General features: G+C 70.3%; 20 protein-coding genes and 1 tRNA gene. 8 read left to right on the forward strand and 13 right to left on the reverse strand.

Going from position 1 to position 20006, the window contains the following annotated elements:
- Nucleotides 1-11: 11 nt before the first annotated feature.
- The 5 genes from QM720_RS00735 to galU form a co-directional block, all read right to left on the reverse strand.
- Nucleotides 12-560, reverse strand: coding sequence for a M23 family metallopeptidase (locus QM720_RS00735; protein ID WP_415124126.1), 549 nt, complete (start codon nt 558-560; stop codon nt 12-14).
- A gap of 154 nt (nt 561-714) precedes the next feature.
- A tRNA-Ala gene (locus QM720_RS00740) sits at nt 715-790 on the reverse strand.
- Between the two features lie 79 nt (nt 791-869).
- A complete protein-coding gene (locus QM720_RS00745) occupies nt 870-1781 on the reverse strand; it encodes a large exoprotein (protein WP_415124128.1) in 912 nt (303 codons plus the stop codon).
- A gap of 112 nt (nt 1782-1893) precedes the next feature.
- The gene (locus tag QM720_RS00750; protein WP_415124130.1) at nt 1894-2529 is read right to left on the reverse strand and encodes a GNAT family N-acetyltransferase; all 636 of its coding nucleotides are present in this window, start codon (nt 2527-2529) and stop codon (nt 1894-1896) included.
- An 18-nt stretch (nt 2530-2547) separates the two neighbouring features.
- Complete coding sequence (galU, locus tag QM720_RS00755) at nt 2548-3426, reverse strand: UTP--glucose-1-phosphate uridylyltransferase GalU (RefSeq protein ID WP_415124132.1); 879 nt, start codon at nt 3424-3426, stop codon at nt 2548-2550.
- 41 nt (nt 3427-3467) lie between these two features.
- On the opposite strand from galU, the gene QM720_RS00760 reads away from it, so the two are divergent.
- Genes QM720_RS00760 through mscL form a run of 3 tightly spaced genes read left to right on the forward strand, consistent with a single transcriptional unit; the run spans nt 3468 to nt 4832 of the window.
- Complete coding sequence (locus QM720_RS00760; RefSeq protein WP_415124134.1) at nt 3468-4067, forward strand: 5-formyltetrahydrofolate cyclo-ligase; 600 nt, start codon at nt 3468-3470, stop codon at nt 4065-4067.
- A 19-nt stretch (nt 4068-4086) separates the two neighbouring features.
- Nucleotides 4087-4356: an FmdB family zinc ribbon protein gene (locus tag QM720_RS00765; RefSeq protein WP_415124136.1), complete on the forward strand. Its 270-nt coding sequence runs from the start codon at nt 4087-4089 to the stop codon at nt 4354-4356.
- 41 nt (nt 4357-4397) lie between these two features.
- Nucleotides 4398-4832, forward strand: coding sequence for a large conductance mechanosensitive channel protein MscL (gene mscL / locus QM720_RS00770; RefSeq protein WP_415124138.1), 435 nt, complete (start codon nt 4398-4400; stop codon nt 4830-4832).
- A gap of 1 nt (nt 4833) precedes the next feature.
- On the opposite strand, the gene QM720_RS00775 is transcribed toward mscL, so the two are convergent.
- Nucleotides 4834-5028 carry a hypothetical protein gene (locus QM720_RS00775; RefSeq protein ID WP_415124140.1) on the reverse strand — a complete coding sequence of 65 codons (195 nt, stop codon included), beginning with the start codon at nt 5026-5028 and terminating at the stop codon, nt 4834-4836.
- Nucleotides 5015-8704, reverse strand: a complete 3690-nt coding sequence (locus QM720_RS00780; protein ID WP_415124142.1) for an AAA family ATPase — start codon at nt 8702-8704, stop codon at nt 5015-5017. Before QM720_RS00780 ends, QM720_RS00775 begins: the two co-directional genes overlap by 14 nt.
- Before the next feature lie 207 nt (nt 8705-8911).
- On the opposite strand from QM720_RS00780, the gene QM720_RS00785 reads away from it, so the two are divergent.
- From QM720_RS00785 to QM720_RS00795, 3 genes are all read left to right on the forward strand, one after another.
- Nucleotides 8912-9475 (forward strand): methylated-DNA--[protein]-cysteine S-methyltransferase, encoded by a 564-nt coding sequence (locus QM720_RS00785; RefSeq protein ID WP_415124144.1) that lies wholly within the window; start codon nt 8912-8914, stop codon nt 9473-9475.
- 94 nt (nt 9476-9569) lie between these two features.
- Nucleotides 9570-10439 (forward strand): LuxR C-terminal-related transcriptional regulator, encoded by an 870-nt coding sequence (locus tag QM720_RS00790; RefSeq protein ID WP_415124146.1) that lies wholly within the window; start codon nt 9570-9572, stop codon nt 10437-10439.
- A gap of 9 nt (nt 10440-10448) precedes the next feature.
- Nucleotides 10449-10835, forward strand: a complete 387-nt coding sequence (locus QM720_RS00795) for a histone-like nucleoid-structuring protein Lsr2 (RefSeq protein ID WP_415124148.1) — start codon at nt 10449-10451, stop codon at nt 10833-10835.
- 5 nt (nt 10836-10840) lie between these two features.
- On the opposite strand, the gene QM720_RS00800 is transcribed toward QM720_RS00795, so the two are convergent.
- Nucleotides 10841-11584 (reverse strand): hypothetical protein, encoded by a 744-nt coding sequence (locus tag QM720_RS00800; RefSeq protein WP_415124150.1) that lies wholly within the window; start codon nt 11582-11584, stop codon nt 10841-10843.
- 237 nt (nt 11585-11821) lie between these two features.
- Here QM720_RS00800 and QM720_RS00805 point away from each other — a divergent pair, with 237 nt between their 5' ends.
- Together QM720_RS00805 and QM720_RS00810 are read left to right on the forward strand one after the other, a co-directional pair.
- On the forward strand, nt 11822-12121 hold the full coding sequence (locus tag QM720_RS00805) for a DUF1778 domain-containing protein (protein ID WP_415124152.1): 300 nt from the start codon (nt 11822-11824) through the stop codon (nt 12119-12121).
- Nucleotides 12118-12618, forward strand: a complete 501-nt coding sequence (locus QM720_RS00810; protein ID WP_415124154.1) for a GNAT family N-acetyltransferase — start codon at nt 12118-12120, stop codon at nt 12616-12618. Before QM720_RS00805 ends, QM720_RS00810 begins: the two co-directional genes overlap by 4 nt.
- Before the next feature lie 200 nt (nt 12619-12818).
- Here QM720_RS00810 and QM720_RS00815 read toward each other — a convergent pair whose 3' ends face one another.
- The 5 genes from QM720_RS00815 to QM720_RS00835 form a co-directional block, all read right to left on the reverse strand.
- Nucleotides 12819-14336, reverse strand: a complete 1518-nt coding sequence (locus QM720_RS00815) for an alpha-N-arabinofuranosidase (protein WP_415124156.1) — start codon at nt 14334-14336, stop codon at nt 12819-12821.
- 58 nt (nt 14337-14394) lie between these two features.
- A complete protein-coding gene (locus QM720_RS00820) occupies nt 14395-15645 on the reverse strand; it encodes a family 1 glycosylhydrolase (RefSeq protein ID WP_415124158.1) in 1251 nt (416 codons plus the stop codon).
- Nucleotides 15642-17399, reverse strand: a complete 1758-nt coding sequence (locus QM720_RS00825) for an ABC transporter permease subunit (protein WP_415124160.1) — start codon at nt 17397-17399, stop codon at nt 15642-15644. Before QM720_RS00825 ends, QM720_RS00820 begins: the two co-directional genes overlap by 4 nt.
- Before the next feature lie 72 nt (nt 17400-17471).
- Nucleotides 17472-18734 (reverse strand): ABC transporter substrate-binding protein, encoded by a 1263-nt coding sequence (locus QM720_RS00830; protein WP_415124162.1) that lies wholly within the window; start codon nt 18732-18734, stop codon nt 17472-17474.
- 139 nt (nt 18735-18873) lie between these two features.
- Nucleotides 18874-19893 carry a LacI family DNA-binding transcriptional regulator gene (locus tag QM720_RS00835; protein WP_415124164.1) on the reverse strand — a complete coding sequence of 340 codons (1020 nt, stop codon included), beginning with the start codon at nt 19891-19893 and terminating at the stop codon, nt 18874-18876.
- Between the last annotated feature and the right edge of the window lie 113 nt (nt 19894-20006).

Consider the following 20006-nt stretch of genomic DNA (forward strand, 5'->3'; position numbering starts at 1 on the left):
CCGCCACCGGGTCACCGCGTGCGGGGTTCGGTGCTGTTGCCGGAGTTGCCGCACCGACCGATCGCGTCTCCGACCTGCACCCGCTGGCCTGGACCGACCCGGATGCCGCCTTGCTGCAGATGGCACAGCACGACGATGATGCCACCGCTGTCGATCAGCACATGGTTCCCGGCGAGCGCGACCCATCCCGCCGCGGCTCGGCGACGCTGCGTCAGCGCGTACCGGATCGAGGGCAGACCCCGGGAGGCCGGGTGGTCGGGGGCACTGTCGTGAACGGCCATGATGACGCCTTCGACGGGAGCCAGAATCGAGCGGCCGAAGCCGGGAAATCGCTCGGCGGGTTCGGGCCGCACGAGCGAATCGGGTGTGATCGGCGCGGTGCGTCCCGACGCAGTGACCGGCACGAAGTCGATGGCGCGGGCCGTGGCGAAGGCGTGCGTGCCATGACTGGGAACCCGATTCGCCGGGCTGTTCTGGACGAGCCAGCGCCCGGTGAACGGGTAGGCGAGATCGATCACCGCGGGCGCACCGTCGCGCCCGAACCCACGGGGAACCGTCACGGCCGGAAGACTACCGCAACTCCGCGAATGCGACCGTCGGCGGAGCGGACCTCGCGGGGGCGCGGGCTGCAGTCGCAGCGGCCGTGTTCGCGGTTGCCGGATCCCCAACGAGCGAATCCCCGACGAGAAAAGAGCTTCTCATCGGGGATTCTTTTGGTGGACCTGAGGGGATTCGAACCCCTGACCTCTTCATTGCGAACGAAGCGCGCTACCAACTGCGCCACAGGCCCGTGAACCTCCGATAGGTTATCACGCGCCGCAGGGGTCGGATGCACACGACGGCCCGAGGCCGCGGACCTCCCGCCCCGCTTACTGTCCCGAGGCCCGGCGCTCCAGCAGCTGTCGCACGTGCGCCTCGATGGCGGCATCGCCCGCGGCGGCACCGCCGGCGAACTCCGGCTCGCGACGGGGGCGCAGAGCGACCGGTTGCGACCGCTCGGCACGCACCCGCATGGCCTCCTCGACCGCTCCCCGGCGCAGCGCCTCGCGCGCTTCGGCCTGGTCGAGCACGGCGGCCGCCCGCGAGCCCGCCGAGGCGGTGAGGGGGCGCGGCAGCTCGCGCGGCATCCACGCGGTGCGGTCGGATTCGAGCGGCACGTCCTGCACGGATCCGGCGACCCGCGGAACGACCACGACGTCGACGCGGGCGACCGCACGGCGCTGCACCCGCGACATCCGCTGCAGCAGCACGCCGCACACGGCCAGCAGCGCGACGGCCGACCACAGCAGCACCTGCGATCCGGAGGAGACGACCAGCATCCCGCCCCATCCGCCGAGCCCGACAGCGGCGACCGCGAGCACCGTCACGACCAGCCGGGCGCGCCTGCGCGCCCGGGCGCGTCGCACCTCGGGCTGCCGGCGCAGCGCGACAGATGCCGCCGCCGCAGCCTCGCGCGCCGCCGCCGCGTCGGCCTTGGCCTGCAGTTTGGCGACCGACAGTTCGGCGCGCGCCCGCTCGAGGTCGGCGTGCTCACGCTCGGACTGTGCGCGGCGGGCGAGCCGCTGCTGCGCGAGGGCGGTGCGGGCGTTGAGTTCGAGCCGCACCTCCTCGGGCGTCTCGCTCGTCTCGGCGAGCACGCGCAGCGCCTGGTTCAGGCGCACGGCGTTGCGTTCGGCGGCGTTGTACTGGTGCCGGCCGTGCCACGACGGCAGCAGGTAGATCATCCACAGCACGACGGCGACGAGTACCACGACGCCGCCACCGAGAACCTGCCCACCCATGGGGACCACGCTAGGGCTCGCGTGCCCGCAGACCCGGGCACGCAGCGGCGTGTCTGAGGTTCAGGTCGAGCGTGAAGGTTGCTGCGTTTCGACTCGGCGCTGCGCGCCTCGCTCAACGACCGGATGCGGGGCGATCGGCAGCGGGGATGGCGGCGGCATCCTCGGAGGCGCGACCCGACACCCAGCGCTGCAGCACCCCCTCGGGAACCTCTTCGCGCACGAGCGCGAAAGCGTAGTGATCGCGCCAGTCGCCCGAGATGTGGATGAACCGGCGACGCAGCCCCTCGTACCGGAACCCGAGCTTGGCGACGACCCGCAGGCTCGCCAGATTCTCCGGCCGGATGCAGATCTCCATGCGATGCAGCCCCAGCTCGCGAAAGCACACGTCGGTCGCGAGCGCGACGCTCGTCGGAGTGATGCCCCGCCCGGCGAACCGCTCGCTGACCCAGTATCCGATGGTCGCCGACGACAGCGACCCGCGCGCGATGCCCCACACGTTCAGCTGCCCCGCGACCTCGCCGTCGTACTCCATCACGTAGGGCACGCCGGCCCCGTCGCGGTACTGCTGCAGCAGACGACGGATGCCGAGCTTCATGTCGAACGACACCGGCCCGTCGGGGCTCGTCGCCTCCCACGGGCGCAGCCAGGTGCGGTTGGCCAGCAACTCGTGCTGCAGCACGCGCGCGTCGCGCGGCTTGACGAGCCGGATCGACACGGGGCCGTACTGGCGGGGCGCTGTCACGTCCACCGCACCTCCCTCAGCCTGCTACAGCTGCGCCGCGAAGTCTTTCAGCCACGGTCGCAGTTCGGATCCGAGGTCGTCGCGATCGGAGGCAAGCTGCACGATCGCCTTGATGTAGTCCACCCTATCGCCGGTGTCGTAGCGGCGTCCGCGGAAGACGACGCCCAGCACGCCGTCGGTGACGGCGAGCTCCTGCAGCGCATCGGTCAGCTGAATCTCGCCCCCCTTGCCCGGCTCGGTGCGCTCGAGGATGTCGAAGACGCGCGGCGTCAGCACGTACCGCCCGATGACGGCGTAGTTCGAGGGCGCGTCCTCGCGCTTGGGCTTCTCGACGAGCCCCGTGATCCTGACGACGTCGGGGTCGTCCGTGGGCTCGATCGCCGCGGCGCCGTACAGGTGGATGTGGTCGGGGTCGACCTCCATGAGCGCGATGACGGTGAGACCGGATGCCGCGTTCTCGGCGATCATCTTCGTCAGGAGCGGATCGCGCTCGTCGATGAGGTCGTCGCCGAGCAGCACCGCGAACGTCGACTCCCCCACGTGGTTGCGCGCGCGCAGCACGGCGTGACCGAGCCCCTTCGGCTCGCCCTGGCGCACGAAATGGATGTCGGCGAGCGCCGTCGAGGCGCGCACCCGGTTCAGCTTCTCCTGGTCGCCCTTGTTGGAGAGGTTGGACTCCAGCTCGGGAACCGCGTCGAAGTGGTTGGAGATCGTGTTCTTGTTGCGCCCCAGGATGATGAGGATGTCGCTGATGCCGGCGGCCACGGCCTCCTCCACGACGTACTGGATCGCGGGCTTGTCGACGACCGGCAGCATCTCCTTCGGCATCGCCTTGGTCGCCGGCAGAAAGCGCGTACCGAGACCGGCGGCCGGGATGACGGCCTTGATAGAACGGCGGGACATGCCCACAGCCTAGTGGGCGGGCCGCCGCCTACAATCAGACCATGACCACCGATGCCATCGCCGACGCGAAGCGCGCCCTGCGCGCCGAGCTGCGCGAGCGCCGGCAGCAGCGGTCCGAGGCGGCGCGGGCGGCGGCGGCATCCGGCGTGAAAGAGCAGCTCGACGCGCTCGTGGCGCGCACCGGCGCCCGCTCGATCTCGTGCTTCCTGTCGGCGCCCACCGAGCCGGGGACGCGCGAGTTCGTCGACGAGGCGGTGCGCCGCGGCATCCGGGTGCTCCTGCCGGTCACGCGCCGTGACGGACTGCTCGACTGGGCCGTCGCGACCCTCGACGGCGATGTCGCCGAGGGCCTGTTCGGCATGCCCGAGCCGGTCGGCGACGTGCTCAGCCCGCTCGCGGTCAACGACGTCGATCTGATGATCGTGCCCGCCGCCGCCGTCGACGGCACCGGCATGCGGCTCGGTTGGGGCCGCGGCTACTTCGACAAGACGCTCGGGTCGATGGAGCACTGCCCGCCGGTGTACGCCGTCGTCTTCGACTCGGAGCTCGTCGACGAGGTGCCCCGCGACCTGCACGACCAGCCCGTCACCGGCGTCGTCACTGCGACCCGTACCATCGAACTCGCGCCGCGCCGGCGCTGAACCCCCACACGAGGACGTCATGCCCACCTATTCCTATGCCTGCACGCAGTGCGGCCACAGCTTCGACGCCGTGCAGTCGTTCTCCGACGCCGCGCTCACCGACTGCCCCGAGTGCGACGGACGCCTGCGCAAGCAGTACGGCTCGGTCGGGGTGACCTTCAACGGATCGGGCTTCTACCGCACCGACTCACGAGCGAAACAAAGCGATGCGGCCGCTGGCGCGAAGGCCGGTTCCACGCCATCATCGAGTGCGGGAGCATCGATTTCCCCCGCGTCGACCGGGTCGTAACCTCACCCGCAGGCCGAGCGGACACACAGAAGGATCCTCACATGTCTGAGAAGAAAGGCCTCGTCGCAGGCTTCAAGGAGTTCATCGCGCAGGGCAACGTCATCGAGCTGGCCGTCGCGGTCGTCATCGGCACGGCGTTCGCCGCGATCGTCGACACCGCCGTGAAAGCGATCATCGACCCCATCATCGGCGCGTTGGTGCCCACGGGCGATCTGGCGAGCTGGACGATCCCGATCCCGGGCATCTTCGCCGAGGCGCAGCTGGGCATCGGCGCACTGATCTCGGCGGCGATCAACTTCCTCGCGATCGCTCTCGTCGTGTACCTGTTCATCGTGCGCCCGTACAACGGCTTCAAGGAGCGCGCCGAGGCGAAGCGAGCCGCCGCCGCGCCCGCGGTGGACGAGCCGGAGGCGCTGCCCACCGAGCAGGAGCTGCTCGTGCAGATCCGCGATCTGCTGGAGAAGCAGAAGTCCTGAGTCAGTAGTGCGGCGGCACGTCCCGCCGCATCCGGTCGTCGTTGGGACCGGCGGGATCGGATGCCTCTGCCCCTGCGGCAGGGGCATCCGCCGTCTCCGGGAGCTCCGGAGCGGGGTCCGTGCCGGGCGCCGGCGTCAGCCGCGCCCGGCGCGAACCGGGCACCCGCTCGACGCGCTGGCGCTCATTCGACGACATCGATCGGCTGCGTGACGGTGTCGGCGGTGGGCGTCTCGGGCGGCATCCCGAGGATGGCGGCGATACGCACCGCGGTGCCGGCCGGGTCGCTGTAAAGGTCGAACGCGTGCACGCGCACGTAGTGCCAGCCCAGGCGCCGCAGCACCTGCGGATGCAGCCGCAGGCTCTCGCGCAGCGACTCGCCGATCGTGTCCGAGTCGCTCTCCACGACGATCGCCTTGCCCTTGTACTGGGCCACGAGCGGCAGCAGGCCACGGTAGTCGACGTCCACCGACACCCCGAGCGCGCGCAGGTGCGCCGCGAGGGTGAGGGTGAGGGGATCGGCGAGGTCTTCGAGCCGCGACTGGCGGGCGCGGGCGGCGATGCCCCCGAGGATCGACATGAGGGTCGCGGCGCCCGTCTCCAGGCGCCCCTCCTCGAACGCCGACGGGCGGATCGACGAGACGATGACCATGGAACGGCGGGCGCGGGTCATGCCGACGGTGAGCAGGCGCTGCCCGTCGGGCCCCGACAGGTCGCCGAAGTCGCTCAGCACCCGGCCGTGCTTGGTGAGGCCGAACCCCAGCGAGAACACGACCCGGTCACGGCTCTCGGCGACCGATTCCTCCAGCCCGAGCACGGCGAACGGCTCGGCGGTGTCGCGGCCGACGAACGCGGCGACGTCGGAGCGCCCCGCGAACGCCTCGGCGACGGCGGCGCGCACGCGCTCGGCATGGCGAACGGATGCCGTGACCACCATGAGCGACTCGGTCGGGCGGTTGACGGCGTGCTCGACGACGAGGGTGACGACACGGGCGACCTCGGCGTCGGGGCTCTCGACGGCGCCGGTGACCGGGTCGGGGGTGCCGTGGCCGCCCTCGACGTAGTCGACGCTGAGGCTGCCGCGGCCGAGGTACGAGCCGGCCCAGGGCAGCGAGACGATCCGGCCGTCGTAGAAGGCGTCGTTGACGAGTTCGGCGAGGTCTTCGCCGCCCGCACGGTAGCTGCGGGTGAGGGTGTCGACGGGGATCAGCTCGGCGAGCCGCTCGAAGACGCTCACCTCGTCGAAGGGCGCCTCCAGCTCGTCGTCGGCGGTCGGTGCTCCGGCGCCGACGCGGAACGGCGTCGGCTTCTGCGTGACGGGGTCCCCGAACAGCACCACCTGGCGCGCACGGCGCAGGGCGGGGGCCGCTTCGGCGAGGCAGAGTGCGGCGGCATCCGCGATCACGACGACATCGAACAGCGGCGCCTCGGGAATCGACGGCACCTCGTACGGCGAGGCGAGCCACACCGGTGCGAGCGTGCGGACGAGGGTCGGGGCGGCGGCGACCAGTTCGGCGGCGGTCGCTCCGCCGGCACGCAGGGTCTGCTTGAGGGCGGCGGCCTCGGCGGCCTCGTCCACGACGGCGATCTTCCACGTCGTCGCCAGCTCGGCGGCCAGCAGCGGCCCCGCGGAGCCCGCGTGCGCCTCGTCGACGAGGCGGTAGTCGCGCTCCAGGCGGTCGACGACGGCGGTGTTGGCGCCCAGCAGCGCGCGGTCGCTGCGCAGCATCGCCTCCAGCGCCGACTGCCACCAGGCGAACTCGAACTCCGCGGCGACGTGCTCTTCCGGCACGTGGCGCACCGACAGCTCGGTGAGCAGTTCGTCGAGCCCCAGCTCGGTCAGCTCGCCGCGCAGGGTCGCCCGCTCGACGAGGTTGTCGAACACGTCCGAGTCGGCGGCGAGCCCGGCGAGCGTGCGCAGCAGCAGCGGGATCGGCAGCGAGGCGAGCGCATCGTCGCGCCCGAGGACCCGGTCGAGGTCGCCGAGGTCGGCGGCGACCCGCTGCCAGGCCGTGGCGACGTCGTCGAGGCCGAGCGGCATCTCGGGGGTGACGCCCGGTTCGACGAGCCCCTGCCACTGCGTGCGCTGGTGCTGCACCCGCACGAGTGCCTCGTGCATGTCGGTGACGTGCATGCCGGGACGCACGTACTCCTTCGACAGGTTCTTCAGGCGCCGGCGCTGCGCGCTGGACAGGTTCGGCGCGTCGCGGCGCGACCCGTGCGCCTGGATGAGCTCGCCCAGGGGCCGATCGAAGACCGTCATGCTGAAACGGTCGAGCGAGCCGCGGATGCCCTGCAGCAGCTGCACGTAGGCGCCGAGCTCGGCGACCGTCGTGAACGGCCGCATCCGGGTCTGCGCGATCAGCGCGTAGCCGCGCTCCAGGATGCCGGGAACGTCGCGCTTGTGCAGGCGCGCGGCGAGCGCGTGCGCGTCGCGGGCCTGCGCGGTGGTGTCGAAGGCGACGCCGTACCACGGCGAGTCGTCGGGGCCGAAGCGGAACTCGCCGAGCCGCGCGGCCTTCGCGAGCGCCTGCGCCGCCTCGTTGCGGCGCGTGGACAGGGTCTGCAGCGTCCCGATGTCGAACCGGGTGGATGCCGACGGCTGCGGCGTCGTGCCGGCGATGGTCGTGAGGGTGCGCAGCGCCTCCAGCGGCGAGACGTTCACACGCGGATGCCGCTGCGTCAGCGCGTCGCGATAGTCGCGCAGCACGGTGCGCAGGCGTACGAGGGCGTCGTCGACGTCGGCGACCTTGGGCTGCGTGGCCTTCTCGTTGCGGCCGATCGCCCGGATGAGGTCGCGGTCGAGCTGACGGGGCGAGACGGCGAGGGCGGGCAGGCCGATGCCGGCGAGGCGGTGGCGCATGCCCTCCAGCGTCGAGCGGCGCGCGCTGACGACGAGAACGCGCTTGCCGCCGCGGACGAGCTCGCCGACGGCGTTGATGACGGTCTGGGTGCCGCCGGTGCCCGGCATCGTGTGCACGGCGAGCGACTGGCCGGCGGCGATGCGGGCGAGCACCGCCTCCTGCTCGGCGTCGGCGTCCAGCAGCAGCCGGTCGGCGGCGGGCGGGCGCTCGTCGGCGCCGGCGAGCGGCGGCAGCGGGCGCACGAAGGCGAGGGCCTCGCGGTCGGCGTCGTGCCCGGCCAGCGCGTTGAGCGTGGGGTGGTCGAGGTCGACCGCGTCGCGCTCCATCGCCGCGGCGACCCCCGCGAAGGTGGAGACGACCAGGCGCGGCTGCACCGTGAAGGTGTCGACGTGGGCGGTGAGGGCGCGCAGGTGGTCGATGACCGGCTGCGGCTTGAACACGCCCTGGTCGTAGGCCAGCTCGGCGAGCGCGCGGCCGTCGAGCGAGAGGCCGAAGTGCGTGCGCGCCGCGTTCACGAGCTCGGGGTTGATCGTGAACGCGCCGTGCAGCTTGAGGTCGAAGTCGGAGTGGTGGCGCCGGATCGCGAGCGGGCGCAGCAGCACGGGTGCCGCGTAGGCGACTCCGCCGATGCGCCACGCGGCGATGGCCACGGCGAGGTGCACGGTGTCCAGGCCCCGCGTGGTGCGCAGTTCGACGTCTTTCGCGGCGATGCGCTCGGCCGCGAGCCGCGCCGTGCGCAGGGCCACTTCGTCGCGGAACAGATTCGACAGCAGCGTGGAACGGCCGGTGATGAACTGGGGCAGGCTCCCCGGGTGCGCCTTCGTGATGTCGATGCCCGCGTCACCGGCATCCGTGTAGTGCAACAGCGTCGAGCGGCCGCCGAGCTGGGCCGATTCCTCACGCAACCGGCTGCGCTCCTCGCTCGCGACGTGGCGGACGACGACATCCGGTTCGGACAGGTCGAGGTCTGCCGGGGTCACCGAGCTGAGGTGCTCGACATCGTCGCTCATGCCGCGCACGGCGCTGCCATCTGTTCGCCACACACTGGCCACCATAGGCTCCGGGGCGCGTCGAACCGCGTTGGCGCGGCGGGTTTCGCAGGATTCGGCACGCGGCGCACATCATAGCCTCCTGCACAGGTGGCGAATTTCGGGATCTGTCCACCGATCGCCCCTTTCGCGGCCACGGGCGCCGCGGGCTCGGTCATCATGGATCGCATGACCCACTCCTCTTACTCGGTGCACCCGACTTACTCGGTGCACCCGACGCCGCTGGGCGACGCACTCGTCGTCACGACGGCCGAGGGCCTCGCCTTCCTCGACGTGCTCGACGTCTCCGTGGGGTCGCGTGAGCGCGCGCTCGAGGAGATCGGCCTGCTGCTGCGGGACGTGCCCACTCCGGATGCCGACGACCCCTCCCCCGTCGCGGCGGCCGTGACCGGTCAGCTCGACGAGTACTTCGCCGGCGACCGGCGCGCGTTCGACGTGCCGCTGGATCTGCGAACGGTCGACGGCTTCGTGCGGCGCGCGCTGGAGGCGATCGGCGAGATCCCGTACGGCGAGACCGCGTCGTACGGCGAGGTGGCGATCATGGCCGGCTCTCCCGGCGCGCACCGCGCCGCCGGGTCGGCGTGCGCGCGCACGCCCATCTCGATCGTCGTCCCGGTGCATCGCGTGGTGCGCAGCGACGGGTCGGTCGGCGAGTACGGCGGGCATCCCGAGCGCAAGCGCCACCTGCTCGACCTCGAGGCCTCCGTCATCCGAAACTCCGCGGCCGTGTAGGCCGGCCGCGGAACCCGCACGGCCCCGGGCGCCCGGCACAGCGCCCGGGGCCGTATCCCCGGCGTAAGATCGTCGTGACGATTCCGGAGACGCCATGTCAACGACAGCGAGCCTCGCCGCCGAGGACGATCTGCTGGCCCGCGCGGTGGGCGATCTCGCGACGCGCACCGGGCTGCCGGTGGCCTTCGGCGGGTTCGAGCGCTCGAACGCCGTCGAGGTCACCTCGGTGGTCGGCAATCGCACGACGCATCTGGCCGGGCTCGTCGTGCACGCCGACCGCGGGCTCGGCGGCAAGGCGCTCGTGGAGCGCCGGCCGCGCCTCGCGCTCGACTACCGCTCGTCGCGCAACATCACGCACGACTACGACCGGGCGATTCTCGGCGAGGGCATCTCGACGCTGTTCGCCGTGCCGGTGCTGGTCTCGGGTCGGGCGCGCGGGGTGCTGTACTGCGGTTCGTACGCGCGGTCGCCGTTCGGCGAGGCGACGGCGCGCACCGCGCTGCAGGTCGCTGCCGACCTCGCCACCGAGCTGCGCGTGCGCGACGAGGTGAGCCGGCGCCTGGCGCTGCTGCCGCACACCGATGTAGCGGCCGGTGATGTCGCGACGGTCGACGTCGCGGCCCGCGAGGAGCTGCGCGAGGCCTACGTCGAACTGCGCCGCATCGGCGCCGAGGTGGCGGATGTCGGCATCCGGGAACGCCTGGCCGCCATCGAGCGGCGGCTGGCCGCGCTGTCGCACGACCGCAGCGAGCCGGCATCCGACCTCGATGTGCGACTGTCTCCGCGCGAGACCGACGTGCTCGCGTGCGCGGCGCTCGGGCAGACCAACGCCGAGGTCGCGGCGGCCCTGGGGCTGCGCGAGGGAACCGTCAAGTCGTACCTGCAGGGCGCGATGTCGAAGCTGGATGCCACCACCCGCCATGCCGCCGTCGCCAGGGCGCGCCGCGCGGGGCTCCTCCCGTAGGCTCTCACCATGGCCCGCAAAATCGTGCATCAGCTCGTGGACGACCTGGACGGCACCGTCCTGGAGGCAGGTGCGGGCGAGACCGTCCTGTTCTCGCTCGACGGCACCGCCTACGAGATCGACCTCACCGACGACAACGCCGCGGCGTTGCGCGCCGCGTTCGCGCCGTTCATCGCGGCGGCGCGAACGGTATCGGCGCGTTCGAGGTCGGCGCGGGGCGGGGCGTCGGCCCGCCGCGGCACCGGCGGGGGCGAGGCCGGCAAGCGGGTGCAGCGTCGCGCCGGACAGCGCGACTACGCCCCGGTGCGCGAGTGGGCCGCGCAGCACGGCTACACGCTGTCGGAGCGCGGCCGCGTGCCGGCCGCGGTGCTCGAAGCGTACGACGCCGCGCACTGATCCGCTCAGCCCGCGCCGGTCGCACTTTCGGTCGGGGCCTGCCGCACAAACACGTGCACCTCGTCGCCGACGACCTCGAAGCGCAGCACCGCGCGCGGGCCGAACTCCTCGACCGCTTGCCCCGCCGCGTAGTCCGACAGCCGAACGTCCATCCAGGGCGCAAAGGGCAGCGGGGCGCAGTTGCCGATCAGGCCGGAATCGAGATTTCCCGAGTCGGGAACGATGAAGAGACAGTCCTGTTCGTCACCCTCGAACCCGCCGACGACGACCTGCAGCCCGGAGAACTCGCCGTAGAACCTGGTGTCGTCGCGCAGTTCGGCGCCGTAGCCGGGCAGGGTGGATGCCGCCGGCTCGCCGACCGGGCGCAGCACCGCGGAGGGCCGGTCGCCCAGCTCCTGCGCCCAGAGCGTCACGGGGACGGCGACGGCGGCGGACGCGGCCGCCGTGATCGCGCACGCGAGCAGCAGCCGGCGGCGCGATCGCCGCGCGGGGCCGGCGTCGTTCGCGGGAGTGGCGGCCTCCGTCGCCTCGCCGGCGGAGGCCGTGGGCTCCGTGATGTACGGCGGGATGCCGGGGACGGGCCGCACCGGGACCGGCGGCTCGGGCGCGGGCTGCGCGAGCGCCGCGCGGTGCTGGTGCTCGAGCTCGGTCAGGCGAGCGAGGGCTGCGGGGTCGTCATGGATGTCGGCATCCGCGCCGTAGGCACGCGCCCGCAGCCGCGCGAGTTCGGAGTCGGCGTCAGTGGCCACGGTGTCACTCTGCCATGCGGACCAGCCCCGCACCTACTCGCAGGCGAGTCCGTCGCCGTCACCGTGGTTGCCGGTGCCGAAGGCGAACCAGTCGTAGATCGCCGCCTCTGCCGGGTTGTCGCGCACGAACGGCCCCGTCGGGTGCCGCGCCGTATCGACGTACCATGCGAACTCAAGCTAAGTCGTTGACGAGAACGGGTGGCGTACGTACTCTGTATGTACAAAAAGGAGATCCCGATGCCTGAATCTGCAGTAAATACTCGACTCGCCAAAAATCAAAGAATCAACCTGCGCGCCACGGACCGCCAAGAGTCGCTGCTTCGTCGCGCCGCCGAGGCTACCGATCACACGCTGACCGAGTTCATCCTTGGAAGCGCCGTGGAGCATGCGGAGAGGGTCATGGCTGATCGTCGCTGGTTCATTGCCACCGAAGACCAGTTCGAGGAGTTCAAGCGACTCCTTGACGCACCCCTGCCTTCGACGACAAGGTTCGAGAAGTTGTTTGCTCGGCCATCTGTGTTCTCGGACGAGGCGTGACGATCTTCACCGCGCCGCGCAAACTTGAGAAGAGCGACGACCGAAGCGCGTTTCACAGCGGGACGACCGAGCTCGACGACTGGTTTATCCGCTTCGCTTGGGAGAACCAAGCTGCACACAATGCGACAACATACGTTGCACACCATGGGGATCGAGTGGCCGGGTTCTACTCGATCGCCATGGCGGCCGTCGCTGTTGGAGAGGCTCCTGCAAGACTCGCTGAGCGTCGACCGCCTCAGATTCCGTGCATCCTTCTCGCGCGACTCGCGGTCGACGATGAGTTCACAGGGACTGGCCTCGGGTGGGCCTTGCTCAGGGACGCGCTCATCCGTTCTTTCCACATCAGCGGAAGCATTGGAGCGGCCGCCGTCCTGATCCACTGTCGTGACGAGAACGCGAAGATCTTCTACCTCCACCATGGCGACTTCCTTCAGTCCCCGGTCGAGGAGTTGCATCTCATGATTCCGATGAAGGCGCTCCGCCAGTTCGCTGAGTGACTGTTGACGTCGCGACCCGCGCAGCCTCCCTAGGCTCAACCCGATGCCATCTGAGATCCGCCCTCAGCTGCGGGAGCGGAGGCTCCCGTGACCGGAGCGAGCGAACCGGTGAGGAGAGTGAGGTTGCCGAGGCGACGCACCGGGCCATCGCGGTCAGCCCCGTCCACCGCCAGCGGGATGACAAAGCGAGGCGTGTCCTCTCACGCCACCGATCGAAGGTGGACGGCAGTCCACGAGACAGGCGGGAGGGTGATCTTCAGAGATCGCTGTTCCAGCGATGCCGTCGTGTTCACCCTTGCCGCCACCCGCGAGCTGTCCCCGTGCACGTTTCGGGCGTGCGGGTCGGGGTCAGACAGCGTCAATGCCTCGGCGACCGCGACCGGGCCCAACGCCGACACGTCGACGGACACCTCCACTGCCTCGGACTGAGAGCGATTGACCAGGAAGAGGCCGGTCCCCAGTTCGGGATCGTGCGTCGCCGCTGCATCCACGAGCGGCACTGATCCATATGCCGCGCAGTCGTAGTCGCCGGTGTCGACTGCGACGGCGAGCGCGTACCCGCGTGCCAGCCGGGACGTGATGGCGAAGGGGAAGAAGGTGGTCTGCCGCCAGACCTCTCCCCCCGGCTCGGTCATGATCGGGGCGATCACGTTCACGAGTTGCGCGAGGCTGGCCGACGTGACGCGATCGGCGTGACGCACGAGCGACATGAGCAGCCCGCCGACCACCACGGCGTCGGCGACCGTGTAGGAATCCTCGAGCAGGCGCGGCGCGATCGGCCAGCTCTGCGGATCGGTGACCTTGTCCTCGTCGTGATAGCGGTCGAGGTACCACACGTTCCACTCGTCGAACGAGATCGCGACGCGCTTGTCGGTGCCGCGCCGAGCGGCGACGTCGTCGATGACCGCGGCGACCTGTTCGATGAAGAGGTCCATGTCCACCGGCGACGCGAGGAAGCTGCCCAGGTCGCCGGGCTTCTCGTCGTAGTAGGCGTGGCAGGAGATGTAGTCGACCTCGTCGTAGGCGTGCTCGAGCACGACGCGCTCCCACTCGCCGAACGTCGGCATGGCACGGCTCGAGCTGCCGCATGCGACGAGCTCCAGGTCGGGGTCGATCATGCGCATCGCGCGGGCGGTCTGCGCGGCGAGCTTGCCGTAGTCGTCGGCGCTGCGGTGCCCGATCTGCCACGGCCCGTCCATCTCGTTGCCGAGGCACCACATCCGCACACCGTGGGGTTCGGGGGTGCCGTTCGCGATCCGCTGCTCGGCGAGCGCCGACCCGCTGCGGATGTTGGCGTACTCGAGCAGGTCGAGTGCCTCCTGCACGCCCCGGGTGCCAAGGTTCAGGGCGAGCATCAGCTCGGTGCCGGCGCGGGCCGACCATCGGGCGAACTCGTCGAGGCCGACCTCGTTGGTCTCGAGCGAATGCCAGGCCAGATCCAGCCGACGGGGGCGCTGCTCGCGCGGGCCGACGCCGTCTTCCCAGCGGTACCCGGAGACGAAGTTCCCTCCCGGATAGCGCACGGTCGAGATGCCGAGCTCGCGGACCAGTTCGAGCACATCGGTGCGGAAGCCGTCGGCATCCGACGTCGGGTGACCGGGCTCGTAGATGCCGTCGTACACGCAACGGCCCAGGTGCTCGACGAACGATCCGAACAGGCGCCGGTTGATCGGGCCGACACGTGCTGCGGGATCGATGGTCAGGGATGCGGTGGGCACTCGTGTCTCCTTGATGCGGTGATGAGGGGTGCGGCGTGAGGGGTGCGGTGGGAGGCGGTCATGTGGCAAGCCGACGGAATCGCTCGACGAGAGCGGTGGGCACCCGGTCGAGCCGGCCGTCGCGTTCGACGAGGTGCCACAGTCCCATGGTCAGAAGGTGGTCGGAGCGCGGCGCCGTGGTGTGCCGATACGTCCACTCGTACATGTCGAAGACCGGCCACCAGGTGTACCCGACGACATCGACACCGGCCGTGCGCAGTGCGCGCACGCACGCGACAGACTCGCTGAGCCATCGCATCCGCTCCTCGACGGTGCCGGTGACGGCGGTCTCGGTCAGCATCACGGGCGCCCCGTAGCGCTGGGCTGCGGCGCGCAGCAGCTCTTCGAGACCCTCGACCCCGTCGTCGCGAGTCGGGCGCGGGTCGGCGAAGCCCCCGCGGTGGTGGATGCCGGTCTCGAACAGCTCGGTGGAATGGCGAGGGTAGTAGTTGACCCCCACGACGTCGGGATGGACGGGGTCGGCGGCGAACCAAGCGAGGTCGTCGTCACCGACACCGTTACGGGCGAGCCAGTCCGCGAGGGGGTGCGCGGCGTCGACCCGCCCGGTCACCAGATCCTCGACGAGCCAGACCTGCTCGCCGAGACGCGCGGCGAGGTCGCGGTGCTCGGGGGCATCGACGTCTCCGGAGAACCGCATGCCGGCATCCACGTGCACGAACGTGGCCCGGTCGCCGAGGATGCCGGCGGCACGCTGCTGGGCGAGGACGAACCCGCGCGCCAGCTGACGCACCATCGTGACGAAGCCGCGATCGCCGCTGAGGTAGGGCGGCCAGTAGGAGTAGTCACCCGAGAACAGTGCGTGGATGATGGGCTCGTTGACGAGCGTGTAGTCGGTGATGCGGTCGGCATAGCGCTCGACGACCTGCGCCGTGTACTCGGCCACCCGCGCGGGGTAGTCGGGGTGGGCGAACTGGCCGTCGAGCCAGAGCGGGGTGCCGTAGTGCATGAGGTCGACGATCGGCCGCAGGCCGAGCTCGGCGAACCGGTCGACGACGCGGTCGAGCCACGACCACTCCCACCGGCCCGGCTCGGGGTTGATGCGGTACCACGGGATGCCCCAGCGCAGCAGTTCGGCGCCCGCGTCGCGCGCGAGGGCCAGATCACCGTGCCACTGGTCGTAGTGCTCGGTCAGCGCGTACTCGTCGATCGCGCGCTCGCCGGGCCGCTCTTGCGGCACGAAGGTGTCCTCGACGCCGAGGGCGAAGTGCACCCGCCCGTCGCGGTGCCAGCCGTCTGTTCCGATGCTCATTTCAGCCCCGTCGTCGCGATGCTCTCGATGAACCGGCGCTGCACGAGCAGGAAGGCGATCACGAGCGGCAGAACCGCCACGAGCGCGCCGGCCATCATGACGCCGTAGGGGATGATGCCGCCGGGGCCGGTCAGCAGCGTGAGTCCCGACGTGATCGTGCCCATTTCGCGTTCGGTGGTGAACACGAGCGGCCAGAGCAGGTCGTTCCAGTTGTTCACGAACGTGAAGATCGCCAGGGTGAGCAGCGCGGGAACCGCGTTGGGGACCACGATGCTGCGGAAGATGCGGAACTCGGAGGCGCCGTCGATGCGGGCGGCGCTGTCGATGTCGCGCGGCAGGGCGAGGAAGAACTGCCGCAGGAAGAAGATGCCGAACGCGTCGGCCGCGCGCGGGGCGATCAGGCCGGCGAACGTGTTCACCCAGCCGAGGTCGCTGACCAGCTGGTAGACGGGGATCAGCGTCGCCTGGAACGGGATCATCAGGCTCGCGATGATCGCGATGAGCAGCACCCGGCGCCCCCGGAAGTCGATGCGGGCGAGCGCGTACGCCGCGAGGGAGTCGAACACCAGTGCAAAGACGGTCACGCCGCCGGCGAAGAGGAAGCTGTTGGCGACGAGCCGGGCGAACGGCAGCTCCTGAACGATCCGTGCGAGGTTGTCCAGGGTCCACTGCTGCGGCAGCAGCGTCGGCGGGTAGGCGTTGACCTCGGACACCGGCTTGAACGCCGTGAACACGATGATCGCGAGAGGCAGCAGCACCGCCGCCGTCACGACCAGCATGGCGAGGGTGCCGAAGACCGTGCCGGGCCGCAGTCGACGGCGCCTCATGCGACGTCCTCCTCGCGGCGACCGAAGAACACGAACTGGATCACGCTCAGCAGCAGCGTCGCCAGCAGCAGCACGTAGGACAAGGCCGAGGCGAATCCGAGCTCGAAGATTGCGGAAGCCCGATTCGTAGATCTCCATCACGACCGTCTGCGTGTGGCCGTACGGCCCTCCGCCGGTCATCACATAGATCTGATCGAATGCCTGCAGGGCCGCGATCATCGCGAAGATCAGGACGAATGCGAGGGTGTTCGACAGCAGCGGGAGCGTGACGTTGGTGAATCGGGTCCACGGTCCGGCTCCGTCCACACGGGCGGCTTCGTAGAGCGAGCCGGGAACGTCTTGCAGCCCGGCCAGGAAGATAACGAGGTAGAAGCCGAAGTTCTTCCAGACGGCGACGACAACCACGGCCGGCATGGCCAGCACCGGATCCTGGAGGACGTTGCCGAGGCGGATGCCTGCGCCGCCGAGCCAATAGTTCAGCAGACCCACCTGAGGGTCGATCAGGTAGCTCCAGGCGAACGCGGCCACGGCCAGGGAGATGACGAACGGGAGGAAGAGCGCGGTCCGGAAGAACGACCGGAACGGCAGCCGCGGGCTGTTGAGCACCAGCGCGAGCGCGAGCGCGACCACCACCGCGGTCGGGGTGAACAGAGCGGTGTAGAGCAACGTGTTGCCGACCGCGTTGAGGATGTCGGGATCGGAGAACACCCGGATGTAGTTCTCGAGACCGACGAAGTTCTCCGCGCCGAAGCCGCTGGCATCGGTGAACGAGAGCCTCAGGGCAGAGACCATCGGCCAGGCGACGAAGACGGCGAGGATCACGAGCGCCGGGGCGAGGAAGGCCGCCGCCGTTGCGCCGCGACGACGTCCGGCCGTACGTACGCCCGCACGTCCGCCCAGTGGAGCGGGTGCTCGATATGTGCTCATGATTCCTGCCGTGTCGACACGGGCGGCGCCCCGCAACGGGATCCGGGGCGCCGCCGGTGTGGTTGTTCGTGCCTACTTGTCCAGAGCCGACTGGATCGAGGTCTGCGCCTCGGCCAGCAGCGCGGCGATGTCTTCGCCGGCCAGTGCCCTCTGGGTCAGTTCATCGACCGCGGTCAGCACGTCGGTGCTGTTCACGACGCCGGGCAGCAGGGGCTTGGCGAACGCGGACTGCGCGGTGAGCGCGGCGACTGTCGGGTTCTCGGCGACGGCGTCGGCGGGGATGTCGCTGCGCAGCGGCGGCCATCCCGAGCCCAGCGACCACGTCACCGAGTTCTCGTCGTTCAGGAAGTACGCGAAGAACTTCTCGGCCGCAGCCTGCTTGGCGGCGTCCTCCTGCTCGGTGATGGCCATCGAGACCCCGATGGCCGACGACGCCTGCTCGACCGGGCCGGCCGGGATCGGTGCGATGCCGTAGTCGATGTCGTTGTCCGCGGCGATGAACACCATCCAGGGGCCGCCGACCGTCATCGCGGCCTTGCCGCTGCTGAAGAGCTCGTCCGCTCCGATGCCGTCGACGCCCGTGGGCGAGATCTTGTCGCCGACGATCGCGTCGCGCCAGAACTCGAGGGTCGCGGCATTCTCGGGCGAGTCGATGACCGCGGTGTCGCCGCCGTCGACGATGCCTCCGCCGTTGCCGTAGAACAGGGCCGGCCACAGTCCGTTGGCAACTGTCGCATGGTCGGGCAGGACGACGCCGTACTGCTCGGGCGTCCCGTCGCCGTTCTCGTCGACCGTGAGCTGCTTCGCCACCTCGACCCAGTCGTCCCAGGTGGCGGGCGCATCCGTGATGCCGGCAGCCTCGAACAGCGCCTTGTTGTAGTAGACGGCGAGCGGGACGAAGCCGGTCGGGACGCCGTACTTGGTGTCGTTGACGGTGATCATCTCGACCGCGCCGTCGTTGACCGCGGAGGCATTGTTGGCGGGGTCGGCGTAGAAGTCGTCGAGCGACACGAACGCGCCCTTGTCGGCGTAGACCGGCAGACGTTCCGCGGGCATCGCGACGATGTCGGGGCCGTTCCCGGCAGAGAGGGCCGGCAGCAACGTGTCATCGATCACCGCCCACGGGTTGACCTCGGTCTTGATGACGATGCCGTCCTGGGAGTCGTTGAAGTCGGAGACGATCTGCTCGAGCACATCGCCGTCGGCTTCGGTGTAGCCATGCCAGAAGGTGAGCTCGAGGGGCTCGTCCGAGTTGCTCTCGGTCGAACCGCAACCGGCGAGAACGAGGGCGGCGGCCGCGATGCCGGCACCCAGGATAAGGCGCTTGCGTGTCATGTGTGGGTTCCTTGTCTGCAGGACTGCGATGTGTGCATTAGGGGTGGGTCAACGCTGACGCCTCTTGTCGAACCGAGTTTTACAACGTTGTAAAAGACATCATGCGGGCGGCCGGCGATCCTGTCAAGCAGGTCGTCGTTCAGCGTGTCGTCGCCGTCGACTCGCGTTCCACGATGCGGAAGCCGGACCGCACCTCGCGCCGGGAGGCGGCGGCATCGGCGCCGGACATGCGCTCGACCAGCAACTGCACGGCCAGGCGCGCGATCTCGCGCCGACCGGGATCGACCGTCGACAGGCTGGGAAGCGAGTACCGCCCCTCGTCCACATCGTCGAATCCGATGATCGCAACCTCGTCGGGGACGCGAATGCGACGCTCCTGCATGACGCGCAATGCGCCGAGCCCGAGTTCGTCGTTGAGCGCGAAGACGGCATCGAACACGACCCCGCGATCCAGAAGATCGCGCATCGCCTCGGCGCCGTTCGCGCGGTGCCAGGGACCGGCATCCACGATCAGGGAATCGTCGAACGGCAAGCCGGCCGCCTCCAGCGCCGTCCGGTGGCCGGCAAGACGGAGCCCGGCGGTGCCGATGACCTCGCCCTGGTGCGCACCGAGCACCGCGATGCGGCGGCGTCCCCGTTCGAGCAGGTGCTCGGTGGCGGCTCGGGCTCCGTCGACGTTCTCCATGGTCACGTGGTCGACGGGGCCGCCGAAGATGCGCTCGCCGAGCAGCACGAGCGGGAAATCGACGCCGTCGAGCTCGGAGGCATCGTCGTTGCCCAGGGCGAGCGGGCTGAACAGCACGCCGTCGGTCATCTGGCGGCGGGAGCCGTGCAGCACATCGAGTTCGCGGCGCCGATCGCCACCGGTCTGCTCGATCAGGACGACGAGGTCGTGCTCCTCGGCGACGCGGATGACCTCGTCCGCGAGTTCGGCGAAGTAGGCAAGGCTCAACTCCGGCACGGCGAGACCGATGGCGCCGGTGCGGCCGGAGCGCAGGCTGCGCGCCGACCGGTTGGGCTGGTAGCCGAGTTGCTCGATCGCGGCGAGCACGCGGGCGCGCGTGGCCTCGGTCACATGCGGATAGTCGTGGATGACGTTGGAGACCGTCTTGAACGAGACGCCCGCAGCGTCAGCGACATCCCGCAGGGTTGGCGTCATCATGCCACCGTAACGCACCGATTGACACCGGCGCAGGCACGCCGTACGGTAAGCGCATCCAGGGTTCTACAACGTTGTAGATTCCGGAGGTCGGACGCCCCCCTCGAAGGAGA

Source organism: Microbacterium sp. (genome assembly GCF_047602155.1).
Taxonomy (GTDB): domain Bacteria; phylum Actinomycetota; class Actinomycetes; order Actinomycetales; family Microbacteriaceae; genus Microbacterium.

Bases quoted from the DNA above. Each gene is read 5' to 3' on its own strand.
- QM720_RS00830 (WP_415124162.1), bottom strand. From the start codon at position 18,734: ATGACACGCAAGCGCCTTATCCTGGGTGCCGGCATCGCGGCCGCCGCC.
- QM720_RS00805 (WP_415124152.1), top strand. From the start codon at position 11,822: ATGCCTGAATCTGCAGTAAATACTCGACTCGCCAAAAATCAAAGAATC.
- QM720_RS00765 (WP_415124136.1), top strand. From the start codon at position 4,087: ATGCCCACCTATTCCTATGCCTGCACGCAGTGCGGCCACAGCTTCGAC.
- mscL (WP_415124138.1), top strand. From the start codon at position 4,398: ATGTCTGAGAAGAAAGGCCTCGTCGCAGGCTTCAAGGAGTTCATCGCG.
- QM720_RS00835 (WP_415124164.1), bottom strand. From the start codon at position 19,893: ATGACGCCAACCCTGCGGGATGTCGCTGACGCTGCGGGCGTCTCGTTC.
- QM720_RS00775 (WP_415124140.1), bottom strand. From the start codon at position 5,028: ATGTCGTCGAATGAGCGCCAGCGCGTCGAGCGGGTGCCCGGTTCGCGC.
- QM720_RS00795 (WP_415124148.1), top strand. From the start codon at position 10,449: ATGGCCCGCAAAATCGTGCATCAGCTCGTGGACGACCTGGACGGCACC.
- QM720_RS00820 (WP_415124158.1), bottom strand. From the start codon at position 15,645: ATGAGCATCGGAACAGACGGCTGGCACCGCGACGGGCGGGTGCACTTC.
- QM720_RS00745 (WP_415124128.1), bottom strand. From the start codon at position 1,781: ATGGGTGGGCAGGTTCTCGGTGGCGGCGTCGTGGTACTCGTCGCCGTC.
- QM720_RS00825 (WP_415124160.1), bottom strand. From the start codon at position 17,399: ATGAGCACATATCGAGCACCCGCTCCACTGGGCGGACGTGCGGGCGTA.
- QM720_RS00760 (WP_415124134.1), top strand. From the start codon at position 3,468: ATGACCACCGATGCCATCGCCGACGCGAAGCGCGCCCTGCGCGCCGAG.
- galU (WP_415124132.1), bottom strand. From the start codon at position 3,426: ATGTCCCGCCGTTCTATCAAGGCCGTCATCCCGGCCGCCGGTCTCGGT.
- QM720_RS00785 (WP_415124144.1), top strand. From the start codon at position 8,912: ATGACCCACTCCTCTTACTCGGTGCACCCGACTTACTCGGTGCACCCG.
- QM720_RS00780 (WP_415124142.1), bottom strand. From the start codon at position 8,704: ATGAGCGACGATGTCGAGCACCTCAGCTCGGTGACCCCGGCAGACCTC.
- QM720_RS00790 (WP_415124146.1), top strand. From the start codon at position 9,570: ATGTCAACGACAGCGAGCCTCGCCGCCGAGGACGATCTGCTGGCCCGC.